19 protein-coding genes are annotated in these 23,758 nt (G+C 70.1%); 13 read left to right on the forward strand and 6 right to left on the reverse strand.

Translation table 11 applies throughout. The features are described from left to right. On the forward strand, nucleotides 1-578 hold a 578-nt coding region (locus STRTUCAR8_RS28595; RefSeq protein ID WP_006379578.1), incomplete at its 5' end, for an SDR family NAD(P)-dependent oxidoreductase. An 18-nt stretch (nucleotides 579-596) separates the two neighbouring features. On the opposite strand, the gene STRTUCAR8_RS28600 is transcribed toward STRTUCAR8_RS28595, so the two are convergent. Continuing rightward, nucleotides 597-1,712, reverse strand: coding sequence for a threonine synthase (locus tag STRTUCAR8_RS28600; protein WP_044473057.1), 1,116 nt, complete (start codon nucleotides 1,710-1,712; stop codon nucleotides 597-599). Nucleotides 1,713-1,924: 212 nt separating this feature from the next. Here STRTUCAR8_RS28600 and STRTUCAR8_RS28605 point away from each other — a divergent pair, with 212 nt between their 5' ends. The 6 genes from STRTUCAR8_RS28605 to STRTUCAR8_RS28630 all read left to right on the forward strand — a co-directional run bounded on the left by STRTUCAR8_RS28605 (nucleotide 1,925) and on the right by STRTUCAR8_RS28630 (nucleotide 8,860). Continuing rightward, on the forward strand, nucleotides 1,925-3,169 hold the full coding sequence (locus tag STRTUCAR8_RS28605) for a DUF4190 domain-containing protein (RefSeq protein ID WP_006379576.1): 1,245 nt from the start codon (nucleotides 1,925-1,927) through the stop codon (nucleotides 3,167-3,169). Between the two features lie 167 nt (nucleotides 3,170-3,336). Next, complete coding sequence (locus tag STRTUCAR8_RS28610) at nucleotides 3,337-4,089, forward strand: GntR family transcriptional regulator (protein WP_006379587.1); 753 nt, start codon at nucleotides 3,337-3,339, stop codon at nucleotides 4,087-4,089. Nucleotides 4,090-4,443: 354 nt separating this feature from the next. Next, nucleotides 4,444-4,626 (forward strand): SPOR domain-containing protein, encoded by a 183-nt coding sequence (locus tag STRTUCAR8_RS28615; RefSeq protein ID WP_006379588.1) that lies wholly within the window; start codon nucleotides 4,444-4,446, stop codon nucleotides 4,624-4,626. A gap of 65 nt (nucleotides 4,627-4,691) precedes the next feature. Continuing rightward, complete coding sequence (locus STRTUCAR8_RS28620; protein ID WP_078507350.1) at nucleotides 4,692-5,168, forward strand: (deoxy)nucleoside triphosphate pyrophosphohydrolase; 477 nt, start codon at nucleotides 4,692-4,694, stop codon at nucleotides 5,166-5,168. A gap of 211 nt (nucleotides 5,169-5,379) precedes the next feature. Then, nucleotides 5,380-5,811 (forward strand): ATP-binding protein, encoded by a 432-nt coding sequence (locus STRTUCAR8_RS28625; RefSeq protein ID WP_044473055.1) that lies wholly within the window; start codon nucleotides 5,380-5,382, stop codon nucleotides 5,809-5,811. A gap of 310 nt (nucleotides 5,812-6,121) precedes the next feature. Next, a complete protein-coding gene (locus STRTUCAR8_RS28630; RefSeq protein ID WP_006379577.1) occupies nucleotides 6,122-8,860 on the forward strand; it encodes a SpoIIE family protein phosphatase in 2,739 nt (912 codons plus the stop codon). Between the two features lie 63 nt (nucleotides 8,861-8,923). Here the strand turns inward: STRTUCAR8_RS28630 and STRTUCAR8_RS28635 are convergent, their stop codons facing one another. Continuing rightward, on the reverse strand, nucleotides 8,924-10,507 hold the full coding sequence (locus tag STRTUCAR8_RS28635) for a hypothetical protein (protein WP_044473056.1): 1,584 nt from the start codon (nucleotides 10,505-10,507) through the stop codon (nucleotides 8,924-8,926). Between the two features lie 110 nt (nucleotides 10,508-10,617). On the opposite strand from STRTUCAR8_RS28635, the gene STRTUCAR8_RS28640 reads away from it, so the two are divergent. Next, nucleotides 10,618-10,929 carry a hypothetical protein gene (locus tag STRTUCAR8_RS28640; RefSeq protein ID WP_006379574.1) on the forward strand — a complete coding sequence of 104 codons (312 nt, stop codon included), beginning with the start codon at nucleotides 10,618-10,620 and terminating at the stop codon, nucleotides 10,927-10,929. Further along, the gene (locus tag STRTUCAR8_RS28645) at nucleotides 10,926-11,939 is read left to right on the forward strand and encodes a phosphotransferase family protein (RefSeq protein ID WP_006379586.1); all 1,014 of its coding nucleotides are present in this window, start codon (nucleotides 10,926-10,928) and stop codon (nucleotides 11,937-11,939) included. The genes STRTUCAR8_RS28640 and STRTUCAR8_RS28645 overlap by 4 nt, the downstream gene beginning before the upstream one ends. On the opposite strand, the gene STRTUCAR8_RS28650 is transcribed toward STRTUCAR8_RS28645, so the two are convergent. The 4 genes from STRTUCAR8_RS28650 to STRTUCAR8_RS28665 are packed head-to-tail and all read right to left on the reverse strand — an operon-like array spanning nucleotide 11,914 to nucleotide 15,789. Continuing rightward, complete coding sequence (locus STRTUCAR8_RS28650; protein ID WP_006379582.1) at nucleotides 11,914-12,705, reverse strand: succinate dehydrogenase/fumarate reductase iron-sulfur subunit; 792 nt, start codon at nucleotides 12,703-12,705, stop codon at nucleotides 11,914-11,916. The genes STRTUCAR8_RS28645 and STRTUCAR8_RS28650 overlap by 26 nt on opposite strands. Beyond that, entirely contained in the window at nucleotides 12,702-14,642 is a 1,941-nt protein-coding gene (locus STRTUCAR8_RS28655; RefSeq protein WP_006379580.1) for a fumarate reductase/succinate dehydrogenase flavoprotein subunit, read from the reverse strand. Before STRTUCAR8_RS28655 ends, STRTUCAR8_RS28650 begins: the two co-directional genes overlap by 4 nt. Further along, entirely contained in the window at nucleotides 14,642-15,478 is an 837-nt protein-coding gene (locus STRTUCAR8_RS28660; protein ID WP_006379579.1) for a hypothetical protein, read from the reverse strand. The genes STRTUCAR8_RS28655 and STRTUCAR8_RS28660 overlap by 1 nt, the downstream gene beginning before the upstream one ends. 20 nt (nucleotides 15,479-15,498) lie before the next feature. Beyond that, the gene (locus STRTUCAR8_RS28665; RefSeq protein ID WP_006379581.1) at nucleotides 15,499-15,789 is read right to left on the reverse strand and encodes a hypothetical protein; all 291 of its coding nucleotides are present in this window, start codon (nucleotides 15,787-15,789) and stop codon (nucleotides 15,499-15,501) included. Nucleotides 15,790-16,071: 282 nt separating this feature from the next. On the opposite strand from STRTUCAR8_RS28665, the gene STRTUCAR8_RS28670 reads away from it, so the two are divergent. From STRTUCAR8_RS28670 to STRTUCAR8_RS28685, 4 genes are all read left to right on the forward strand, one after another. Continuing rightward, nucleotides 16,072-18,345 carry an ABC transporter family substrate-binding protein gene (locus tag STRTUCAR8_RS28670; RefSeq protein ID WP_006379584.1) on the forward strand — a complete coding sequence of 758 codons (2,274 nt, stop codon included), beginning with the start codon at nucleotides 16,072-16,074 and terminating at the stop codon, nucleotides 18,343-18,345. Between the two features lie 147 nt (nucleotides 18,346-18,492). Then, a complete protein-coding gene (gene typA / locus STRTUCAR8_RS28675) occupies nucleotides 18,493-20,400 on the forward strand; it encodes a translational GTPase TypA (protein WP_006379573.1) in 1,908 nt (635 codons plus the stop codon). 406 nt (nucleotides 20,401-20,806) lie between these two features. Further along, a complete protein-coding gene (locus STRTUCAR8_RS28680; RefSeq protein WP_006379590.1) occupies nucleotides 20,807-21,853 on the forward strand; it encodes an ABC transporter permease in 1,047 nt (348 codons plus the stop codon). 102 nt (nucleotides 21,854-21,955) lie between these two features. Next, nucleotides 21,956-23,749 carry an ABC transporter substrate-binding protein gene (locus STRTUCAR8_RS28685; RefSeq protein ID WP_006379589.1) on the forward strand — a complete coding sequence of 598 codons (1,794 nt, stop codon included), beginning with the start codon at nucleotides 21,956-21,958 and terminating at the stop codon, nucleotides 23,747-23,749. Nucleotides 23,750-23,758 lie beyond the last annotated feature (9 nt).

Here is a 23,758-nt window from a genome sequence, read left to right on the forward strand (position 1 = left end):
TCGGCGCCGTCGAGGAGACCACCGACGCCGAACTGCGCGACCTGTTCGCCCTGCATGTGTTCGGCCCCGCCGCACTCGTACGGGCCGTGCTGCCGCACATGCGACAGCGGGGGTCGGGCGCGATCGTGCAGATGAGCAGCGTGGGCGGGCAGATCTCCGCCCCGGGCTTCGGGGCGTACAGCGCGACCAAGTTCGCGCTGGAGGGCATGTCCGAGGCGCTCGCGGTGGAGGTCCGGCAGTTCGGGATCAAGGTACTGATCGTCGAACCCGGCGCTTTCCGGACCGAGTTGTTCGACCGCGGCCGAGCGGGCGCCAGCCGGGACCTCGGCGTCTACACCGGTACGGTCGGCGCTACCCGCCGGATGGTCGCGCAGGGCGACGGCTCCCAGAGCGGCGACCCGGCGAAGGCGGCGGCCCTGATCCTCGCCGCCCTGGACGCCGACGCCGAGCACACCCCGCTGCGCCTGCCACTCGGCGACGACGCGGTCACCGGTGTACTCGGCCATCTGGAGCAGGTACGGGGTGATGTCGCCGGCTGGGAGAAGCGTGCGCGGGCGACGGGTTTCGACGACGACTGACCCAGCGGTGACCGGTTGTCAGGCCGGTGCCGCCAGGCCCGTCTTGAGTCCCGCCCCGCACAACGGCACCACCGCCGTCCGTGTCCCGAGCGCCCCCTCCCGTACCGCCGCCCAGCAGGCCACCCCGGTCGACTCCACGTACAGCCCCTGGGAGGCCAGGTCCCGCTGCGCGTGCCGGATCTGATCCTCGGTCACCGTCAGGAACGTGCCGCCCGAGTCACGGACCGCGCGCAGGATCTGGCGGGCCCGGGGCGGGTCGGGGATCGCGATGCCCTCCGCGAGGGTGGGGGACACCGGGGGTACGGCGAGGCCGGTCAGGTCGCTGGCGCCCTCCGCCCAGGCGTGCGCCAGCGGGGCGACCGCCGCCGACTGGACGGCGTACAGGGCGGGCCGTCGGTCGATCAGCCCCGCCGAGTGCAGCTCGGCGACGGCGAGGGCCGCGCCCAGCAGCAGGGTGCCGTTGCCGACCGGCACGACGACGACGTCCGGGAGGCGGCCCCCCATGTCCTCCCACAGCTCGTGGACGTACGTCTTCGTGCCGTGCAGGAAGTACGGGTTGTAGACGTGGGAGGCGTAGAACGTGCCCGGCGCGTCCGCCGCCTCGCGAGCCGCCGCCGCGGCGGCCTCCCGGTCACCGTCGATGACCCGCACCCTCGCCCCGTGGGCCCCGATCTGCTCCAGCTTCTTCGCGGAGGTGCCCTCGGGGACGTAGACCGTGCAGGGCAGCCGGGCGCGGGCACAGTACGCGGCGATCGCCGTCCCCGCGTTGCCGCTGCTGTCGGCGACCACCTGGTCCGGCTTCAGCCGGAGAGCCAGCTCGGCCAGGAGTACCGCGCCCCGGTCCTTGAAGGAGAGGGTCGGCATGAGGAAGTCGAGCTTGGCCGAGACGCCGTCGCGCAGCTCTACGAGGGGGGTGCGGCCCTCGCCGAGAGTGGTCGTGGGGGCGGCCAGGGGGAGTGTCTCCGCGTAGCGCCAGAGGGAGTTGGCCCTGCCGGTGAGGGACTTGAGAGGCGCCGGGGTGGGTGCGAAGTCGAGATCCAGGGGACCTCGGCACAGGGGGCAGCACCAGGCGAGGGTCCCTGCGGGGACGCGGGTGCCGTCCACGGGGCAGTAACAGTCCGGCAGAGGGGTCATGTACGCAGAGTAGTTGGGCACGTGGTTTCCCACCCGCCCACGCGAATCCAGCCCGTCCGGCGCTTGAGGACAAGGCCCGTTCGGGGCCGGCAGGGGGGTCTGGGGGCGCAGCCCCCAGGGATGGGACGGGTAGGGGCGGCGGGGGCGAAACTCCCTTACCATGCGCCAAGTCGCACGCCAGTTCACATCACCCGACGAGGAGCCCGGCACTCGTGGCCATACCCCCGCCCCCTGGACCCGATCAGCCGCCGTACCCCTCGTATCCGGGCCCCTCCCAGAGTCACCCCCAGTACCCCCAGGCTCACCCCCAGTATCCCCAGCCGTACCCCCAAGGCCCCTACGCCCCCTGGTCCCAGGGCTACTCCCCGTACAACCGCCCGACCCCCGTCAACGGCGTCGCCATCGCCTCCCTCGTCCTCGGCATCCTCTGCTTCCTGCCCGCCCTCGGCCTGGTCCTCGGCATCGTCGCGCTCGTGCAGATCCGGAAGAACGGCGAGCGCGGAAAGGGCATGGCGATAACCGGCTCCGTGCTGTCGACCGTCGGGCTCCTGCTCTGGGCCCTGCTGCTCGGCACCGGCGGCCTGTCCTCCGCCTGGGACGGCTTCAAGGACGCCGCGAAGGAGGACAACAGCAGCTTCTCCCTCGCCAAGGGCGACTGCTTCGACTCCCTGGACGGCTCCCTGGAGGGACTGGCGTACGACGTCGACCCCGTCCCCTGCTCCGGCGCGCACGACGGCGAGGTGTTCGCCAGTTTCCGGATGCCGGCCGGCGCCTACCCGGGCGACGACCGCGTCACCGAGGTCGCCGACGACAAGTGCTACGCCCTTGAGGACCGGTACGCGATGGACGCCTGGGCCGTGCCCGACGACGTCGACGTCTACTACCTCACCCCGACCAGCCAGAGCTGGCGCCTCGGCGACCATGAGATCACCTGCGTCTTCGGCAACGTCGACGCGAACGGCAGCCTCACCGGTTCGCTGCGCAAGGACGAGACGACGCTCGACGCCGACCAGTTGACGTACCTCAAGGCCGCCCACCTCCTCAACACGGCGATGGACACGGCGCCCGACGCGGAGTTCGTCGAGGACGACCTGCCGGGACACAAGAAGTGGGCCCAGCGGGTGGCGGACGCCCTCGACGAGCAGACGCGTCTGCTCACCGCACACCGGTTCGCCGCCACCGCCTCTCCCAGCGTCGCGGCGCTCGTGAAGGACCTGCGCAGCGCACGTCAGGAGTGGGCGAAGGCGGCCCGGGCCACCGACGCCGACACCTTCTACGACCACTACGACACCGGCAGCGAGCTGCTCGACGTCGACCGTACGGTCACCCCGCGCAAGGCTCTGGGACTGGCGACCACCCCGCCCTCGTACGAGCAGAACGGTGACGGCGGCGGCAGCGGCGACGGCGATGGGGGTACCGGGGACGGCGGGGAAGGCGACGCCGGGATCGAGGTGTGATGACGGCGGGAGGGGGCTGCTACCCGGCGTATCTGCCCGCCTCGTGCCTTTTCGATGCCCCCGGCGGGACGTGTCATCACATCGAGTGATTCTCTGGCCTTCGCTTGCATGTCACAACCCATGGTTGCCAGGCTGTCGCTGTCTGTACAACCTGATGGGAGCGGCCCGTGACATTCGGTGAGCAGCCGGCCTACCTGCGTGTCGCGGGTGATCTACGAAAGCAGATCGTCGACGGTTCACTCCCACCGCACACCCGCCTTCCCTCCCAGGCCCGGATCCGGGAGGAGTACGGCGTCTCGGACACGGTCGCGCTGGAGGCGCGCAAGGTGCTCATGGCCGAGGGTCTCGTCGAGGGCCGCTCCGGATCGGGCACCTATGTGCGTGAGCGCCCCGTGCCGCGCCGGATCGCCCGCTCCGGTTTCCGTCCGGACGGCGGCGCCACACCGTTCCGCCAGGAGCAGGCCGACGCCGAGGCGCGCGGCACCTGGGAATCCAGCAGTGCGCAGGCCGCGGCGAGCGGTGCCATCGCCGAGCGGCTCGGCCTTCTGCCCGGCGACCGCCTGATGTGCACGAAGTACGTCTTCCGGGACGCCGGCGAGGTGATGATGCTGTCCACCTCCTGGGAGCCCCTCGCCGTGACCGGTCGTACGCCGGTGATGCTGCCCGAGGAGGGCCCGCTCGGCGGGATGGGTGTCGTCGAGCGCATGGCGGCCATCGACGTGATCGTCGACAACGTCACGGAGGAGGTCGGCGCCCGCCCCGGCCTCGCCGAGGAACTGCACGCTCTGGGCGGTGTGCCCGGGCATGTGGTGATCGTCGTGCAGCGCACGTACTACGCCTCGGGGCGCCCGGTCGAGACGGCCGACGTCGTGATCCCCGCGGACCGCTACCAGGTGGCGTACCACCTGCCGGTGAAGTGACCCCGCCGCCCCCGGACTTGGTGAAGTAGCCCACCCCCGGGGGCGGTTGATCTCCCGAACGCTCCCCCTCCACCACCGCCCCGCCGGCCACCGCAGCCCACCGGGCCGGTGGATTCTGGCCGTTCTCGCAGGTCGTCCCAAGGGGCGCGCTGTGCCGCTGACCGGACACACCGTGCTCTTTCGACGGCGCGTTCGACGTCGTGCGCCCCTCACCCCTGGCCGGTTGGCGTACCTCTTTGTGAAAAGCCGTATTCGCTGCGTGAAGGTTAGGCGTAGGGTCGGGCATATGCGGATTGCGGTTTCCTTAGCGGGCGGGGCGCGGCGCAAGCCGGGGGCGGGAAGTGGAGGGGCGCCATGAGCGACGGGACGATCACTCTTCCCTGGCTCGTCATACGGCAGGACGACAACGGCAATCGCTACCGCGTGGGCCGGTACGCGACCCGTGCGGAGGCCCAGAAGATCGCCGACAGCCTCGACGAGCGTGGCCACAAACAGCTCTACTGGGTCGAGCGGATCGGGCAGAACGGAACCCGGTGATCCGGGTCCGCCGAGTGCTCCGGGCCGTCCGGACCGAGCGATCCGGCTCCCGTAGGCTCCGGCACATGACGGAACGGACGGAACCGGCGACTGAACGAGCGGTGCGACCGGCGACGGGAACGGCGGCTGAGCCGGAGTGCGTGGCCGCCGAGCAGATCGTGGTCGTGGGTGCCGCGCTGCTGCGCGACGGACTCCTCCTCGCCGCCCGCCGCAGTGCGCCCCCCGAGCTGGCCGGCCGCTGGGAGCTGCCCGGCGGCAAGGTCGAACCGGGTGAGGCGCCGGAGGACGCCCTCGTGCGCGAGTTGCGTGAGGAACTGGGCGTCGACGCGGAACCCGTCGAGCGCATCCCCGGGGAGTGGCCGCTGCGGGCGCCGTACGTCCTGCGTGTCTGGACCGCGCGGCTCCCGGCCGGCTCGGCCGAGCCGAAGCCCCTCCAGGACCACGACGAACTGCGCTGGCTGGCCCCGGCCGACATCTGGGACGTGGACTGGCTGGATCAGGACGTACCGGCGGTGCGGGAAGCGGCCCTCCGGCTGGGGTGACGCTCCCGGGTGGTTGTGAAGTCGCCGTGAGTTCGACGTGAGGCCGAGACGCGAGCCGAGGCCGATCGATGTGCCGGCTCGTGAGGCGTGTGAGGTCTGTGGGGCGCCCGGTGCGCGCGCCCCATACGCCGTTCGTGCCACAGTGCGCCCTCAAGGGCGGTAATCGGCACCGAATACCGGGTATGTGCCCATTAACCCCACGAAAACGGACATGCGTGGGTCGCTGGCCTGGGAAGTGATCGGCGTGATCGACACCGAAGGCGACTGTGCCGAGTGGAGCTTTCCCGCTGAGCCCGGCGCAGTCCGCGGAGCCCGCGCGGTCGTCCGCGGACAACTGCGCAGCTGGGGGCTCGACTCCCTCGGTGACCTCGCCGCGCTGCTGGTCAGCGAGCTGGTGACCAACTCGCTGCGGCACGCCACGGGGCCCATCGGGGTACGGCTGGTGCGGCCCGTCGGGATCGCGGCCACGCTGCTGGTGGAGGTCTCCGACCCACTGCCCGACCCGCCCACGGAGCGTGCCGCGCGCCCCGACGAGGAGGGCGGACGGGGGCTCCAGCTGGTCGCCCACTCGTCCAGCCGCTGGGGCACCCGCCCGGGCGACGCGGGCAAGACGGTGTGGTTCGAACTGTCGGTGCCGGGATGAGATCCGACCGGGCGGGGAACCCGGCGTGGTGACGACCGTGGACCGTGCGCCGGAGTGAACTGCGGCTGTACGTCCGCCCCCGCTCTGTCGACCATGTGGTTCAGGCCACTGGCAGTTGTCATGGATCGGGGTTCGACCGGTGGTCCCCTGGTTAGAAGACTGGGAGTGTTGTCGCGGGCCGGTCCGAAAAGCATCGGGATCGTCCTGTGATCGTGAACACCGTGTTGTGGGGCGCCGTAGTGCTGGATACTGCGGGCAGCCGCCCCCGGTGACTGGTGCCGGACGCGGTGAGCTGGAGGGGACGGTTCGCGTGAGCGAGATACCAGCGAAGGCCACGGAGTCCAAGGACCCGTCGGGCGGCGCGAGTGCGAGGGCCACGGGTGACGCCGCGGCCGGTGCGCCACGCCGTGCGTCGGGTGTCAGGGGTCCCGCCGACGGGGACGCGATACGCGATGCGACACGTGAAACCGCGCGTGGCACCATGGGCGATCCGGTGCGCGATACGACACGTGACACCGCGCAGGACCACGCGCGTGATGTGACAGGTGACCCCATGTGGCAGAGCAGCCCACCCGGCTCGATCTACGACTACATCAAGGTGGCGTCGTTCTCCATCGGCGCCGACGGTCTCGTCGACCAGTGGAGCCTGCGTGCCGAGAAGATCTTCGGCATCTCCGCCGCGCGCGCCGTGGGCATGGACCCCATCGAGGCCTTCATCGACCCCGATCTGCGCGAGCGCGGCCAGCGGAAGATGGCGGAGATCCTCGACGGCCGGGAGTGGACCGGCGTCGTCCCGTTCCGCGTCCGCGATCCCGAGCTGGGCGAGGAGGGCCGGCGGGAGGGGCTCGCCGAGGTCTATGTGATGCCGACGCGGACGGAGGAGGGCGAGAAGGCCGCCGTGTGCATCGTCGTCGACGTCCGGACGTTGCGTCAGATCGAGACCGACCTTGCCGCCTCGCAGGCGATTTTCGGCCAATCGCCTTTCGGTTTCCTGCTGATCGACACCGATCTCCGGGTCCGGCGCGCCAACGAGCGCTTCGCCTCCATCTACGGGGGCACGGTCGACGACCACCGGGGACGCGGTGTCTACGACTACCTGATCTCTCCCGAGGCCGAGCGGGTGTCGGCGACGCTCCGCCGGGTCCTGGAGACCGGTGACTCGATAACGGACATGCACATCACCGGCCTCGTGCCCGGCTCCGACGAGCGCCGGCACTGGTCGATCAACCTGTATCGCGTGCACAGCGGCACCGGCCGCCCCATCGGTATCGCCTGGCTCGGCCTCGACATCACCGCCCGCCGCGCCGCCGCCCGCGAGGCCGCCGCCGCACGGCGCAATCTCGCCCTTCTGAACGAGGCCGGGTCCCGCATCGGGAACTCCCTGGACCTGGAGACGACAGCGCGCGAACTCCTCGACGTCGTCGTCCCCGGCTTCTGCGACCTGGCGACCGTCGACCTCTACCAGGGGCTGCTGGCCGGCGACGAGACACCGCCGGGGCTGGCCGACGGCAGCGCCGAACTGCGCCGCGTCGCCTTCGCCAGCGCCGTCTCCGACGCGCCCTTCGAGGGTGGCGGGGATCCGGTCTCCATGGGCGCCGTGCACCACTTCCCGTTCAACTCGCCCTGCGCGGACGCCCTGCGCACCGCCCGCCCGCAGCTAGTCCCCGCCGAGGACAACGGCGCCATCCTGTCCACGCTGGCGGTCCCGATGGTCGCTCACGACACCGTGGTGGGCCTCGCGCAGTTCTCCCGTACGAAGGGCAGCGAGCCGTTCGGGGAGCGGGACCGGGCGCTGGCCTGGGAGTTGGCCGCGCGGACGGCCGTCAGTATCGACAACGCCCGGCTGTACCGGCGTGAGCACGAGCGCGCGCTGATCCTCCAGCGCTCCCTGCTGCCGCCGGGCGACCCGGAGGCCTCCGGCCTCGACATCGCCTGCCGCTACCTGCCGGGCAACGCGGCCACCGAGGTCGGCGGTGACTGGTTCGACGTCATCGAACTCCCCGGCAACCGGACCGCGTTGGTCGTCGGTGACGTGATGGGACGGGGGCTGCGCGCCGCCGTCGCCATGGGTGAACTCCGTACCGCCGTCCGCACCCTGGCGCTGCTCGACCTCGAACCGGCGGAGGTCCTCTCCGCGTTGGACGAGATCGCGCGCGGCCTCGGCACGCCGGGCGGCGTCCAGCAGGCCACCCGGGCCGCCCGCCAGCCCCGCGACGCCGACCTCTCCGAGGTGTACCTCGCGACCTGCATCTACGCGGTCTACGACTCGGTGACCCGCAGGTGCACCTTCGCCAACGCCGGCCATCTGCCGCCCGTGCTCGTCGAACCGGGCGAGGACGCGCTGATGCTCGACGTGCCGCCGGGCATGCCGCTCGGCGTCGGCGGCGAGCCCTTCGAGGAGGTGGAGGTCGAACTACCCGAAGGTTCGCTGTTGGCGCTCTACACGGATGGACTGGTCGAATCCCGCGACCACCCCCTCGACGAGGGCCTGCAGGCGTTCGTCGGCGCCCTCCGCGACCCCTCCCAGCCGCTGGAGGACGTCTGCGACCACGTCCTCAGCACCCTCGACACCCACCACGGCGAGGACGACATCGCCCTGCTCATGGCCCGTGTCCAGGGTCTGCCCGCCGATTCCGTCGGCGACTGGACGCTCCCGCGCGAGCCGCGCAGCGTGGGCCGCGCCCGCGAGTACACCCGCACCCAGCTCACCGCCTGGGGCCTCGAACCCCTCATCGACACCACGGAGTTGCTGGTCAGCGAGCTGGTCACCAACGCCCTGCGGTACGGCGAGGGCGAGATCCGGCTCCGGCTCCTCCTCGACCGCATGCTGGTGTGCGAGGTGTGGGACGCCGGCCTCGTCCAGCCGCGCCGGCGCCGGGCCCGCGACACCGACGAGGGCGGACGCGGACTCCAGCTGGTCGGTCTGCTCAGCGCGGCCTGGGGCTCCCGCCGGACCCCGCGCGGCAAGACGGTGTGGTTCGAGCTCCCGCTGCCGGACGGCGGAACGGTCCTCGCGGACCCGGCGGAGGCACTCCTGAGCCTGTTCTGACTGGGGACGGAACAGGCTCGCACCCGGCTCCGCCCGGCCCCTTACGGAACTCACGGCGAGTTCTTAAGGAGCGAGACCCCGCCGCGCACGCGTGGCGGGCCCGCCGAACGAACCCGGCGCACCGCCGGTCAGCGCCTCGGCCTCCGCGTCCGGCAGATCGCCGAGCAGGATCCCGCCGAGCACCGCTCCGGCGACCCCGTTCGTGTGCTCGGGCCGGCCGCCGTACGGATTGCCGTGCACGCGGACGTCCCGCTCGGCCAGTTCCCGGGCCTGCCGGGCGAAGGCGTCGGCCTCCGCGGGGTCCTGGTCCAGCAGTCGGCGGGCCTCGGCCAGCCGGGTCCGGGCCTCGGCGCCCACCGCACCCCGGTGCGTGCCCACGAACCCGTCAGCGGCTTCGGTGGCCCGGCGCGCGACGAGCCGGACGGCGCCGGGCACCGTCCCGAGGGGCGCGGACACCATCGCGACCCGGCGCAGGGCCTCCAGCGGGTCGTAGGACCCGGCGGCGGCCTCTTCCCGTACGGCGGCCAGCGTGGCCCGGGCGCGGCTGACATGCCCCTCCAGTGCACCCACGGGCACCTCCTCCGCCGTACCCTCGGCCAACCGCTCCTGTGCCTCCACGACGGCCGCCTCCGCCTCGTCCAGCGCGTCCGGAACCGCCTGTGCGGCGGCGGCCAGCGCGGACGCGAGACGGTCGACGCCGTCCACGAACACCTCGGCCTGCGCGATCGCGCCCTCGGCGGCGCGCAGTTGCAGCACAGCCCTGTCGGGGCGGGCCAGGTCGGCGGACTGACGGGCCCGGTTGAGCCCGGTCGTGGCGAACACCAGCCGGTCCTTCGCCTGTTCGACCTGGCCGGAGACGAGGAGCGAGGCGGTCGGCGCGTACCGCTCGCCGAGGTCGGCGATGGTCGCCTCCGCCGCACTCGTACGAGCGGTCAGCTCCCGGAAGCGCACCTCGGCGTGCCGGAGCGCTCCGGTCATGTCCTGCTCCAGGGCGCGCAGTCGGTCGAACCCGGCGGCCTCCGCGTCCAGTCGCCGACCTGCGTCCACACAGCGGGCGACGATCTCGTCGAGGCCGGCCCGGGAGGCGTCCGTCGGGTTGTCGTCGTAGGCCTGGCGCAGTTGGAAGGCGGCCGACAGCTCGGCCTCGGCGTAGCGCACGGCCTCCGTGAAGGGCGCGACGGCCTCGCTCCCGACCAGCCCCTCCACGAAGCCGAGTTCTTCCCGGCTGGTGCGTACGCAGTCGTCGGCGGCGACCAGCGACTTGCGGGCCTGCCGGTCGAGTTCCGGGGTCGTGGGCCGCGCGACAGGAGGCAGCACGGAGGGAGTCGTAGGGGTCCCGGCACGGCGGCTGCGACGGGCGTAGCTGTAACCGGCCACCGCGACCGCCGCACCCGCCACCACGAGCGGCAGGACCAGATCACCGGCGGAGGTCTTCTCCTCGGAGTCCGCGACGGCCGGGGCATCGGACACGCCCGGTGCGCTGCCGACCGCCGACACGGGGACCTCGTAACCCTCCTGGTCCGCCGTCGCCCCGGGCAGCACCAGCCACAGCACGCCGATCATCCCGCCGAGGGCGGTGTGCGCCACGCGCACGGGTATGTGGGAGGCGGCTCGCCGCGGCCGGCCCCTGGTAAGGGAGGGCGTCACGTTTGTGAGCGTATGGGGGTGATCGCGCTCCCGCGACCGGGACGGGGCAGGGGTGGCGGGAGAGGGCGAATGGGTAAGGTCCCCGCAGACGTGTTCGAAGGGGGCGGGGGATGCACTGGCACCGGTATCTGTCGGGGGCGTTCATGCTGATGGCCGGCGCGCTGGTCGTGTGCGGTGCGGTGGGGGTCCGAACGGGCCGGGTGCTGCCGTGGCAGCGGCGTCGCGTCCTGCGCCCCGTCCTGTGGGGTTACGGGGCGATGCTCCTCGGCGCGGGCCTGCTCGTGCAGACGGGGTACGAGGAGTGGACCGGGACCGTCCACCTGCGGCACCTCGACGGCGCCGTCACCGTCACCGGCCTGCTGCTGATGGTCGCGGGCTTCTGGTTCCAGCTGCTGTCCGAGCGCGAACAGGTCGACGCATGACCGGCACGACCCGCCGGGAACTCACCCGCACCGACCTCGCCCCCCTCGCCCGCGCGGCTCTCGGCCGGAACCGTCTCCTGACCGGGGTCACCCGGGTACGCGGCGGCAGCAAGAAGGGCGTCTACCGGCTCGCCCTCGACGACGGTACGACCGTGATCGCGTACGTCTGGTCGCCGGACGAGGACCTGTGGGACGCCGGCCCGGTCGACCACCGCGACCCCCTCGCCCACGCCACCGGCCTCGACCTGTTCACGGCGTCCCACGACCGCCTCGCGGCCGTCGGTGTCCGCACCCCGCGCCTTCTGTACGCCGACCCCGCGCACACCCACCTCCCGGCGGACGCGGCGGTCGTCGAGGACGTACGGGGTCACCCGGGCGGCGGCGACCTGGAGGTGCTCCTCGAACGCGACCCGGAGACCGGCGCCCAGGTCCTGGACCGCCTCGGTGACCTGCTCGGCGCGCTGCACAGCGCCACCGGACCCCGTCTCGGCAAGGTCGGCGTCGTCGACAAGGGCGGGGTGTCCCACGGGAGTTCGTGCGAGGGCATCATCACGGACCGTGCGCTGCACGACCTGGACGACCTCGTCGTACGGCAGCCGCGAGCCGCCGCTCGGCACGGCGAACTGGCCGCGCTGGTACGGCGGCTGGCAGCCGAGGTCCGCCCCCGGACCGGCCCGCTGTCCCTCATCCACGGCGAACTCGGCCCGGACCACGTCCTGGTGACCCCGGACGGCGAACCGGCGCTCATCGACATCGAAGGCCTGCTGTACTTCGACGCCGAGTGGGAGCACGTGTTCCTGCGCCAGCGGTTCGGGACGCTGTACGAGAGCCTGGCCACCCCGGACCTCGACCTGAACCGCATGCGCCTCTACCGGCTCGCCATGCACCTCTCCCTGGCCACCGGCCCGCTGCGGCTGCTCGACGTCGGCGCGTTCCCGGACCCCGCCTTCATGCGCGGGATCGCCGAGCACAGCCTCGACCAGGTCATGAACTTTCCGACCGTCTCCTGATCTTCGAGCCCAGCCACACCAGCGGGTCGTACTTTCGGTCAACTGCCCGTTCCTTCAAAGGAATCAGCGCGTTGTCCGTGATGTGGATGCCCTCCGGGCACACCTCGCTGCAGCACTTGGTGATGTTGCAGTAGCCGAGGCCGTGTTCGTCCTGGGCGGTGCGCTTACGGTCCAGGCCCGACTCCGCCGCCGCGTCCAGGGGATGCATGTCCAGCTCCGCGACGCGCATCAGGAAGCGGGGTCCGGCGAACGCGGGCTTGTTCTCCTCGTGGTCGCGGACCACATGGCAGGTGTCCTGGCACAGGAAGCACTCGATGCACTTGCGGAACTCCTGCGACCGGTCCACGTCCTCCTGCATCATCCGGTACTCGCCGGGGCCCACCCCGTCCGGCGGCACGAAGGCCGGCACCTCGCGGGCCTTGTCGTAGTTGAACCCGACGTTGGTGACGAGGTCCCGGACAACGGGGAAGGCCCGCAGGGGAGTCACGGTGATCGTCTCCTCACGGGTGAACACCGACATCCGGGTCATGCACAGCAGCCGGGGACGCCCGTTGATCTCCGCCGAGCACGAACCGCACTTGCCCGCCTTGCAGTTCCAGCGCACGGCGAGGTCGGGGGCCTGGGTCGCCTGGAGCCGGTGGATGATGTCGAGGACGACCTCGCCGTCGTTCACCTCGACGGCGAAGTCCTTCAGCCCGCCGCCCTTCACGTCACCGCGCCACACCCTGAAGCGGGCCTCGTAGCTGCTGCTCACGCTGCTGGTCACTCGTAGAGCTCCTCGTCGGTGAGGTACTTGACCAGCTCCTCTTTCTCGAAGAGGGCGAGCAGGTCGGGGCGGACGGGGTCGGTGGTCTCGCGGGTGAGGGCGATCAGGCCGTTCACCGGGTCGGTCGCCGCCAACCCGCTCGCGGGATCGGAGAGTTGGCACAGCAGGTTCACGTTGCGCCACTCGCGGTCCATCACCGGATGGTCCTCACGGGTGTGGCCGCCCCGCGACTCGGTGCGCTCCAGCGCCGCCAGCGCCACGCACTCGCTGACCAGCAGCATGTTCCGCAGGTCAAGGGCGAGATGCCAGCCCGGGTTGAACTGGCGGTGCCCCTCGACTCCGGCGCGATGGGCCCGTACCCGCAGCTCGCCCAGCTTCTCCAGCGCCTGCTCCATCTCGCCCTCGCGGCGGATGATGCCGACCAGGTCGTTCATGGTCTGCTGGAGCTCCTGATGGAGGGTGTACGGGTTCTCCGCCGGGCGGCTGTTCTCCCCGCTCGGGGTCGGTTCCTCCGCCGAGAAGGGACGCAGCGCCTCCGCCGCGGCCGTGTCGATCTGGTCGTCGTCCACGGGGGAGCGGGCGCCGGCCGAGCTCGCGTACTCGGCGGCGTGCAGGCCCGCACGGCGGCCGAACACCAGCAGGTCGGAGAGGGAGTTGCCGCCGAGCCGGTTGGAGCCGTGCATCCCGCCCGCGACCTCACCGGCGGCGAAGAGACCTGGTACCCCGCGTGCGGCGGCGGTGTCGGAGTCGACCGCGATACCGCCCATCACGTAGTGGCAGGTGGGCCCGACCTCCATCGCCTCGGCGGTGATGTCGACGTCCGCCAGCTCCTTGAACTGGTGGTACATGGAGGGCAGTCGGCGCCGGATCACCTCCGCCGGCATCCGCGTCGAGACGTCCAGGAAGACACCGCCGTGCGGGGAGCCACGGCCCGCCTTGACCTCCGAGTTGATGGCGCGGGCCACCTCGTCCCGGGGGAGCAGTTCGGGGGGCCTGCGGTTGTTGTCCGGGTCCTCGTACCAGCGGTCGCCCTCGGCCTCCGACTGGGCGTACTTCTCCTTGAAGACGTCCGGGATGTAGTCGAACATGAACCGCTTGCCCTCGGAGTTGCGCAGCACCCCGCCGTCGCCGCGGACGGATTCCGTGACGAGGATGCCCTTGACCGACGGCGGCCAGACCATGCCCGTCGGATGGAACTGCACGAACTCCATGTTGAGCAGCGGCGCCCCGGCGAGCAGCGCCAGCGCGTGGCCGTCGCCGGTGTACTCCCACGAGTTCGACGTCACCTTGAAGGACTTGCCGATCCCGCCGGTCGCGACGACCACGGAAGGGGCCTCCAGGACGAAGAAACGGCCCGTCTCACGCTCGTAGGCGAAGACACCGGAGACGACGTCGCCGTTCTTGAGGACGCGGGTGACCGTGCACTCCTGGAAGACCTTCAGCCGGGACTCGTAGTCGCCGGTCTCCTTCTTGTCCTGCTGCTGGAGGGAGACGATCTTCTGCTGGAGCGTGCGGATGAGTTCGAGTCCGGTGCGGTCACCGACGTGCGCGAGACGCGGGTACTCGTGGCCGCCGAAGTTGCGCTGGGAGATCCGGCCGTCGCGGGTGCGGTCGAAGAGGGCGCCCCAGGTCTCCAGCTCCCAGACCCGGTCGGGGGCCTCCTGCGCGTGCAGCTCCGCCATCCGCCACTGGTTGAGGAACTTGCCGCCGCGCATGGTGTCGCGGAAGTGGACCTGCCAGTTGTCGTGGCTGTTGACGTTGCCCATGGCGGCGGCGATCCCGCCCTCGGCCATCACGGTGTGCGCCTTGCCGAACAGCGACTTGCAGATCACCGCCGTACGGGCGCCACGCTCGCGTGCCTCGATGGCGGCGCGCAGTCCGGCACCACCGGCGCCCACCACGACAACGTCCCACTCCTGGCGGTCGACCACGGACATCAGAACAACCTCGGATCGTCAAAGGCACCGGACGCGACCAGATACACGTAGAAGTCGGCGAGCGCCACGCTCACCAACGACGCCCAGGCGAGCAGCATGTGACGGGCGTTCAGTTTTCCGACCCACTGCCAGGCGCGGTACCGCACAGGGTGCTTGGAGAAGTGCTTGAGCTTGCCGCCGACGATGTGCCGGCAGGAGTGGCAGGAGAGCGTGTACGCCCAGATCAGCGTGATGTTGAGCAGGAAGACGAGGGTGCCGAGGCCCATGTGGCCCCACTCGTAGTGCTCGTCGCGGAAGGAGAGCACCGTGTCGTACGTGAGGATGCAGGCGACCAGCAGCGCCGCGTAGAAGAAGTAGCGGTGGATGTTCTGCAGAACGAGCGGGAAACGCGTCTCACCCGTGTACTTCTTGTGCGGCTCGGCCACCGCACAGGCGGGCGGGGACGCCCAGAAGCCGCGGTAGTAGGCCTTGCGGTAGTAGTAGCAGGTCAGACGGAAGCCCAGCGGGAAGATCAGGATGATGATCGCGGGGGAGATGCCCCACCAGCCGCCGAAGAGGTCGGCGTTGGGGCCGTGCCGCATGGGCGCGCAGTTGTCCGCCAGACAGGGCGAGTAGAACGGCGAGACGTACGGGGCCGCGTAGTAGTCGGCGTTCGCGAACGCCCGCCAGGTCGAGTACACGATGAACGCCAGCAGACCGGCGGCGGTGGCGGCGGGCGCCAGCCACCAGCGGTCGGTCCGCAGGTGCGGGGCGTTGATGGCGGCGCGCGTAGGGGTTCGTACGCCGCCGCTGTTCGGATGGGGGTCCGTACCCGGTGGTTCGGTACCAGTGGCCAAGGAGAGCTCCGGTCGGATTCTCAGGGGGCGTGCCGGTCGCGGGCGCCGAGTCCTTCGTCGTCCGAGTCCGTCCACAGCGTGTTGTCGTACGGGGTGTCGGAGATGGAGACGAGGTCGGGGCGCCGGGACTGCGCGAGCCCCGGGGCGGCCTCGCGGAGCAGCCCGAGGCTTTCGCGCAGGTGGTTGGCGTCGCTGCGGAGGCGGCGCAGTTCCAGGCTGCCCTTGCCGATCTGCTGTTCCAGGCGGCCCATTGAACGCAACAGGTCGTCGAGGCTGCGCTGGATGGATGTCAGTTCGTCGTTCACGGACATGACGTGACCTCACTTCGTAGGCCGGGGCCTTGGACGGCAACGTTCATGCGCCTGCGAGTGTTGCGCGTCACACCTGCCGGTGGGAAGGGATGTGCACCGATTGGCCGAGGCGTATCGGTGCATCCAGTGGTGCGCTGCGCCGCACGGGTGGGCTTCCCGGCCGTTGCCGCCGTGTCGCGACCGGTTGCCGAACCCTTTCCTCTTCAGTGGCCGGATACATGCGATCAGCTCCATATCCCACCAAAAGTGATCATAACGCCCGCGGCTCCCGGAGGTAAGCAGATGTCCCACCACGGCGTCGGACTGCGCGCGGTGACGCGCTCGGTCGCCTTCCTCACCGCCGGCGTGCTCGCCGTGCCCCTGGTCACCGCGTGCAGCGGTGACCAGGACGAAGACAGCAAGCCGCTCGCCGGGCAGGACATCGCGCCCGCCGACCGCGCCCAGCTCGCCGACGGCGGCACTCTGCGCTGGGCCGTGGACTCCGTACCGGAGACGCTCAACACCTTCCAGGCGGACGCCGACGCGACGACCACCCGTGTCGCGCAGGCCGTGCTGCCGTCGATGTACCGGCTCGACGCGAACGGGCGGGCCAAGCGCAACGCGGACTTCCTGGAGTCCGCCAAGGTCGTCGACACCGAGCCCAAGCAGGTCGTCCTCTACAAGCTGCACCAGCAGGCCGTCTGGAGCGACGGCCGGGAGATCGGCGCCGCCGACTTCGCCGCCCAGTGGCGTGCCCTGTCCGGCAGGGACTCGGCGTACTGGACCGCCCGCAACGCCGGGTACGACCGCATCGAGAAGGTGCAGCGCGGCGCGAACGACCTCGAGGTCAAGGTCACCTTCAGCCGGCCCTACGCCGACTGGAAGTCGCTGTTCTCGCCCCTGTACCCCAAGGAGGTCATGGGGACCCCGGACTCCTTCAACGACGGGGCGCGGCGCAAGCTCAAGGTCACCGCCGGGCCGTTCAACCTCAAGAAGGTCGCCAAGGCGGAGGGCGACGTCGTCCTCGTCCGCAACCCGCGCTGGTGGGGGCGTACTCCCCGGCTCGACGGGATCGTGCTGCACGCCGTACCGCGCGACGAGCGCGCCGAGGCGCTCGCCGGCGGCAAGGTGGACGTGGCAGAGATCGACCCTGCCGAGGCCGAGCGGATCATGCTCGCCTCACGCGGCAAGGCCACCCCCCTCCAGGGCCCCGGCGCCGCGCTCACCCCGGCCCGCGCCCTGCGTTCCTGGGCCCTCGCGCACGGCTCCGACGACGAGGCCGCCGGAGCGGAGAACAGCGCCCGGCGCAAGCAGCGGGACGAGGTCACCAAGTACGCCGAGCAGCAGCAGTCGCTCAGCGCGTTCGAGGTGCGCAAGTCCCTCGAACCGGCCTACACGCAGCTCGCCCTCAACGGCGCCGAGGGCCCCCTCGCCGACGAGCGGGTCCGGCGGGCCGTCGCCCGCGCGCTGGACCGCGAGGAGCTCGTCGGCCTCGTACTCAAGCCGCTGGGCCTGCCCGCCGTACCGGTCGGCAGCCATCTCGCGCTCTCCGGACAGGCCGCCTACGCCGACAACAGCGGCGCGCTCGGCGGCCAGGACACCGACGAGGCCGAGGCGCTGCTCGCCGACGCGGGGTGGGTGCCGGGCGGCCCGCTCGGGAAGCCGAAGAAGAAGGACGGTGAGAAGGTCGCCGGGGGAGAGGGCAGGAAGGCCGGCGTCGAGTCCGCCAAACCCAAGCCCAAGGCAAAGGCCTCCCCGGACGACGGCAAGGACAGCGGCACCGACGACGGCACCTATGTGGTCGGCGACGACGACAAGCCGTACGGCGAGCCCGTCCGGGAGAACCACCAGGACCCGCAAAGCCGCCAGGGGCATGACAACGATTCGGGTAAGAAGAATCTCGCCCAGGACGGCAAGCAGTCGCTCCAGAAGCACCCCGAGCGGGGCGGTGCGCCCGGTGCCTACGCACCCAAGGGCACGCCCGCTCCCGCCGGGGCCGCCGGGGCGCTCGCCAAGGACGGCAAGCCGCTGACCCTGCGGTTCGTGCTGCCCTCGGGGCCGGGGTCCGCCACACTGCGGGCCGTGGGCGACCGGATCGCGCGGATGCTGGACCGGGTCGGTATCCGTACCGCCGTCACCAAGGTGTCCGACGACAGCTACTTCAAGGACCACATCGCCAGCGGCCAGTACGACCTGGCGCTGTACTCGTGGCCCGCGTCCGCCTTCCCCGCCACCGACGCACGGCCCATCTACGCCAAGCCGGTGCCCGCCGCCGACGGGTCGCTCAACGTCGAGCAGAACTACACCCGCGTCGGCACCGACCAGGTGGACCAGCTCTTCGACCAGGCCATCTCCACCCTGGACGAGGGCAGGTCGGCCTCGCTGGTGCGGAAGGCCGACGCCCGGATCTGGGCGGCCGGCGGTTCCATCCCGCTCTTCCAGCGGCCCCAGCTCACCGCGGTGAGGAAGAACGTCGCCAATGTGGGCGCCTTCGGCTTCCAGACCCCCCTCTACGAGGACATGGGGTTCCTGAAGAAGGGCGTGACACCGGGCAGCAAGGCCTCGCACCGACCGTGACGGTCGCCTCACCCGTACGGCCCGGCGAGCCCCTACCGCGCCGGGCCCGTACGATGGGGTAAGGCCGTGGCATGTTCAGCCCGGCAGGGTCCGCGTAACACAGATGTACGCGCAGGCCATCCACTCAAGCCGGGAGTACGCCGCAATATGGCCACGCGCCACGACATCCGCAACGTCGCCATCGTCGCCCACGTCGACCACGGGAAGACGACCCTGGTCGACGCCATGCTGAAGCAGGCCGGTGCCTTCGCCGCGCACGCCGCCGAGTCGCTCGACGACCGCATGATGGACTCGAACGACCTGGAACGTGAAAAGGGCATCACGATCCTCGCCAAGAACACGGCGGTGAAGTACCACCCGAAGAGCGGGGGGGACGTCATCACCATCAACATCATCGACACCCCCGGCCACGCCGACTTCGGCGGTGAGGTCGAGCGCGGTCTGTCGATGGTGGACGCCGTCGTTCTGCTCGTCGACGCCTCCGAAGGGCCGTTGCCGCAGACCCGGTTCGTCCTGCGCAAGGCGCTCCAGCAGCGCCTGCCCGTCATCCTGTGCATCAACAAGACGGACCGCCCGGACTCCCGGATCGACGAGGTCGTCAACGAGACCTACGACCTCTTCCTGGACCTGGACGCGGACGAGGAGCAGATCGAGTTCCCCATCGTCTACGCGTGTGCGCGTGACGGTGTCGCCTCGCTGACCAAGCCGGAGGACGGTACCGTCCCGGCCGACAGCAACAGCCTGGAGCCGTTCTTCTCCACGATCCTGTCGCACGTCCCGGCCCCGTCGTACGACGAGGAGGCCCCGCTCCAGGCGCACGTCACCAACCTGGACGCCGACAACTTCCTCGGCCGTATCGCGCTGCTCCGTGTCGAGCAGGGCGAGCTGCGCAAGGGCCAGACCGTCACCTGGATCAAGCGTGACGGCACGATGTCCAACGTCCGCATCACCGAGCTGCTGATGACCGAGGCGCTCACCCGCAAGCCCGCCGAGATGGCCGGCCCGGGTGACATCTGTGCAGTCGCCGGTATCCCGGACATCATGATCGGTGAGACCCTCGCCGACCCCGAGAACCCGATCGCGCTGCCGCTCATCACGGTCGACGAGCCGGCGATCTCCATGACCATCGGTACGAACACCTCGCCGATGGTCGGCCGCGGCGCGACCGGCAAGGGCGCGGACAACAAGGCCGCGGTCAAGGACCGCAAGGTCACGGCCCGCCAGGTCAAGGACCGCCTCGACCGCGAGCTGATCGGTAACGTCTCGCTGCGGGTCCTCGACACCGAGCGTCCCGACGCCTGGGAGGTCCAGGGCCGTGGTGAGCTGGCGCTCGCCATCCTGGTCGAGCAGATGCGCCGTGAGGGCTTCGAGCTGACCATCGGCAAGCCGCAGGTCGTCACGCAGGTGATCGACGGCAAGGTCCACGAGCCCGTCGAGCGCATGACGATCGACGTGCCCGAGGAGCACATGGGCGCGGTCACGCAGCTCATGGGTGTCCGCAAGGGCCGGATGGACAACATGTCGAACCACGGCTCCGGCTGGGTCCGTCTGGAGTTCGTCGTCCCCTCCCGCGGTCTCATCGGCTTCCGTACCGAGTTCCTGACCGGTACGCGCGGCACGGGCATCGCCCACTCCATCCACGAGGGCCACGAGCCGTGGTTCGGCACCCTGACGACCCGTAACAACGGTTCGCTGGTCGCCGACCGCTCGGGCGCCGTCACCGCCTTCGCGATGACGAACCTCCAGGAGCGCGGTGTGCTGTTCACCGACCCCGGCACCGAGGTGTACGAGGGCATGATCGTCGGCGAGAACTCGCGCTCCGACGACATGGACGTGAACATCACCAAGGAGAAGAAGCTCACCAACATGCGCTCGGCCGCCGCCGACTCGTTCGAGGCGATCGTGCCGCCGCGCAAGCTCTCCCTGGAGCAGTCCCTGGAGTTCTGCCGCGACGACGAGTGCGTCGAGGTGACTCCGGAGGCCGTGCGTATCCGCAAGGTCGTGCTGGACCAGAAGGAGCGCGGTCGCACCGCGAGCCGCGCCAAGCACGGCTGACGCGGCGCTGATGTGATGTCATGAGGACCCGGTTCCCGCAGGCGGGGGCCGGGCCTCAGGCGTGTCCGCGATGTCCCGCCGCGTACAGGTTCGCCCCCCTGCCGGTATCCCTGTCCGTGCGCTGTGCAACGCTGTTCGCATACCGGTGAACCAACGATCAAGTTTCGGACATGTAAACAGAAACCCATCCCTTTATGTCCGTTTGGTGGATTTACTGTTTGACGTGTCAAGCGCGCGCAGGTGTCAATCTTTGCAATTTTTGCTCAAAATTTCGACGGTAGGGAGATCCCTATGCCTTCCGGCCTTGACGCGCGTTGACTTACTTGGCGAAAGTTCCCCCAAACCACAGAACCCGCCGGTATCTGTGCTGCGCTCAACTCTCCAACCCCCCGGGGGAAGAACACACATGACCAGTCCAGCCAAGGCCGAAGGCGCCGGGCCCTCGATCGCCTTGGACCCCGAGCTCGATACGAACGCCGAGCCGTCCAAGGGCGTGCAGAACCTCGAGGGCCGTTCCCCCGGCCAGTTGATGTGGCAGCGCTTCAAGCGCGACCGTACCGGTGTGATCTGTGCCGTGGTAGTGATTTTCTACTTCGTCATCTCCCTCGCGGCACCGCTGCTCGTCAAGCTGAGCGGGACGAACCCCTACACGCTGTACGGCCAGGACCCCACGTACGCGGACAGCCCCGTGCTGGACGAGTTCGGGCTGCCGCTGGGCTACTTCGGCGGCATCTCGGGGACCCACTGGTTCGGTGTGGAGCCGCAGTACGGGCGTGACCTGTTCGCCATGCTGATGTACGGCATGCGCACCTCGCTGTTCATGGCGGTCGCCGTGACGGTGCTGGTGATGATCACCGGCGTGCTCATCGGCCTGATCGGCGGCTACGTCGGCGGCCGTACCGACTACTGGATCGGTCGGGTCACCGACTTCTTCCTCTCCTTCCCCTCACAGCTGTTCTTCATCGCCTTCATGCCTGTGGTCACGGCGTTCTTCGTCGACCCCCGGGAAGAGACCCCCACCTACTTCCGGGCGCTGGCGATTCTCATCGTTCTGTGGGTGCTGGGCTGGATGGGCATGGCGCGCCTCGTGCGCTCCACGGTGCTGTCCCTGCGCGAACGTGAGTTCGTGGAGGCCGCGAAGGTCTCCGGCGCATCGCCGTGGCGGATCGTCCGCAAGGAGATCCTGCCCAACGTGGTCTCACCGATCCTGGTGCAGTTCACGTACCAGCTGCCCAGCACCATTCTCACGATCGCGTTCCTCTCGTTCGCCGGTGTCGGGTTCGTCGAGCCGACCCCGGACTGGGGGCGGCTGTTCGCGGCCGCCGCCGGCTACGCCAAGCAGGATCCGGCGTTCATGTTCTTCCCGGGCACGGCACTCGTGATCTTCGTCCTGTGCTTCAACCTGCTCGGGGACTCCGTTCGGGACGCGTTCGACCCCAAGTCCGGACGCTGATCGTCCATAGGTGGGGGGTGACTGCCGCCCCCGCGTCGGCCTACCAGCCGGGCGTCAGGCAGTACTCATGGATAACAACCGACAGGTAGGTGCTTCAGCCTCATGAAGTCGTTCAACTCGCGCAGAACGCGGGCCATCGTGGTCGCCATGGCGGCCGGCTCCCTCGCTCTCACCGGCTGCTCCGACAACAAGGGAGGCAGCTCCGGTAAGGACTCCAAGAAGGACCAGGCGGAGGCCTCACAGCAGTCGAAGGCGGTCGTCTACGCCGACGCCGCCGCGTCGGCCGGTCCCGCCGAGGATGTGCCCGGCGCCAAGAGCGGCGGCACCATCCAGGTCTACCAGGAGGCGGGCCTCTCGCACCTGGACCCGGGCCAGATCTACGTCTCGGACGCCGGCCAGGTCGCCAACCTGCTCTTCCGCGGTCTGACCAACTTCGAGGAGGACGGCAAGGGGGGCACCTCGGTCGTCGGTGACCTCGCGACCGACTCGGGCAAGTCCTCGGACGGTGGCAAGACCTGGACCTACACGCTGAAGGACGGCGTGAAGGACCAGAACGGCAACGTGATCACGTCCGCCGACATCCGTCACACGGTCGAGCGCCAGTACGCGCCGTTCATCTTCGACGGCCCGACCTACCTGCAGACCTGGCTGAGCGGCCCGAAGTACCGCGACGCGCTGAAGGACGGTGGCTTCGGCTCCAAGCACCTGCCCGCCACGGTTCTGGACACCCCGGACCCGAAGACGGTCATCTTCCACTTCGACACTCCGCGTCCCGACCTTCCGCAGACGCTGGCCATGCCCGGCTACTCGGTCGTCCCCGCGAAGGGCGACACGAAGGCGAAGTACGACACGGCCCCCGTCTCCACCGGCCCGTACAAGATCGCCGAGTACAAGGCCGGCAAGTCCATGAAGCTCGTCAAGAACGAGAACTGGGACGCCAAGACCGACCCGGTGCGCCACCAGTACGTCGACGGCTGGAACTTCGACTTCGGTGTCACCGAGTCGACCCAGACGAGCCGCCTGATCGCGGACCAGGGTGACTCCAAGAACGCGATCCAGTTCACCGGCTCCGTCGACTCCACCCAGATCCAGGACGTCATCAGCAACCCCGCTGTCAACAAGCGCACGATCAAGGGCTACCAGCCCTACGTCATGACGCTGACGTTCAACCTGGACCGGGTGAAGAACAAGGCGGTCCGCGACGCGGTCACCTACGGCGTGAACTCGAAGTCGCTCATCGCCGGTGAGGGCGGTGTCTACGGTGGCGACGCGGCCCCGAACCTGTTCGCCCCGACCCTGCCGGGCTACGAGGCCAAGTACGACCCGTACGGCCGTCTGAAGACGCCCGCGGGCAACATCGCGAAGGCCAAGGAGCTCCTCAAGGGCGTTCCGGCCGCCGAGAAGAAGCTTGTCTTCGCCTACTCGAACAGCGAGGCCGGCCAGAAGCGCAAGGTCGCGATCGAGGACGCGCTGACCAAGATCGGCATCGACGTGGTGGCCAAGGAGATCGACTCCGCGAGCTACTACGAGCAGATCGGCAAGGTCAAGAACCCGTACGACATCTACATCTCCGGCTGGGGCCAGGACTGGCCGTCGGCGGCCACCGTCATCACGCCCATCTACGACGGTGACCAGGTCGCCGACGGTGCGCCGAACTACTCGCACATCAACGACCCGAAGGTCCAGGAGCTCATCAAGAAGGCCCTGACCCAGGAGCCGACCGAGGCAGCCAAGACCTGGACGGAAGCGCACCACTACATCCTGGAGAAGGTCAACCCGGCCGCTCCGCTCTGGTACACCAAGCAGTTCCAGCTCTACGGTTCGAACATCGGCGGTGGCCGCTACAGCACCGAGTCGAGCTACATCGACGTGACCCGACTGTTCCTGAAGTCGTAACTCTGTACG

Source organism: Streptomyces turgidiscabies Car8 (assembly GCF_000331005.1).
In the GTDB taxonomy this organism is placed as follows: Bacteria; Actinomycetota; Actinomycetes; order Streptomycetales; family Streptomycetaceae; genus Streptomyces; species Streptomyces turgidiscabies.

Coding starts and splice junctions, on each gene's coding strand:
- STRTUCAR8_RS28600 (WP_044473057.1), bottom strand. CDS start 1,712: ATGACCCCTCTGCCGGACTGTTACTGCCCCGTGGACGGCACCCGCGTC.
- STRTUCAR8_RS28615 (WP_006379588.1), top strand. CDS start 4,444: ATGAGCGACGGGACGATCACTCTTCCCTGGCTCGTCATACGGCAGGAC.
- STRTUCAR8_RS28620 (WP_078507350.1), top strand. CDS start 4,692: ATGACGGAACGGACGGAACCGGCGACTGAACGAGCGGTGCGACCGGCG.
- STRTUCAR8_RS28625 (WP_044473055.1), top strand. CDS start 5,380: ATGCGTGGGTCGCTGGCCTGGGAAGTGATCGGCGTGATCGACACCGAA.
- STRTUCAR8_RS28640 (WP_006379574.1), top strand. CDS start 10,618: ATGCACTGGCACCGGTATCTGTCGGGGGCGTTCATGCTGATGGCCGGC.
- STRTUCAR8_RS28645 (WP_006379586.1), top strand. CDS start 10,926: ATGACCGGCACGACCCGCCGGGAACTCACCCGCACCGACCTCGCCCCC.
- STRTUCAR8_RS28655 (WP_006379580.1), bottom strand. CDS start 14,642: ATGTCCGTGGTCGACCGCCAGGAGTGGGACGTTGTCGTGGTGGGCGCC.
- STRTUCAR8_RS28665 (WP_006379581.1), bottom strand. CDS start 15,789: ATGTCCGTGAACGACGAACTGACATCCATCCAGCGCAGCCTCGACGAC.
- STRTUCAR8_RS28670 (WP_006379584.1), top strand. CDS start 16,072: ATGTCCCACCACGGCGTCGGACTGCGCGCGGTGACGCGCTCGGTCGCC.
- typA (WP_006379573.1), top strand. CDS start 18,493: ATGGCCACGCGCCACGACATCCGCAACGTCGCCATCGTCGCCCACGTC.
- STRTUCAR8_RS28680 (WP_006379590.1), top strand. CDS start 20,807: ATGACCAGTCCAGCCAAGGCCGAAGGCGCCGGGCCCTCGATCGCCTTG.
- STRTUCAR8_RS28685 (WP_006379589.1), top strand. CDS start 21,956: ATGAAGTCGTTCAACTCGCGCAGAACGCGGGCCATCGTGGTCGCCATG.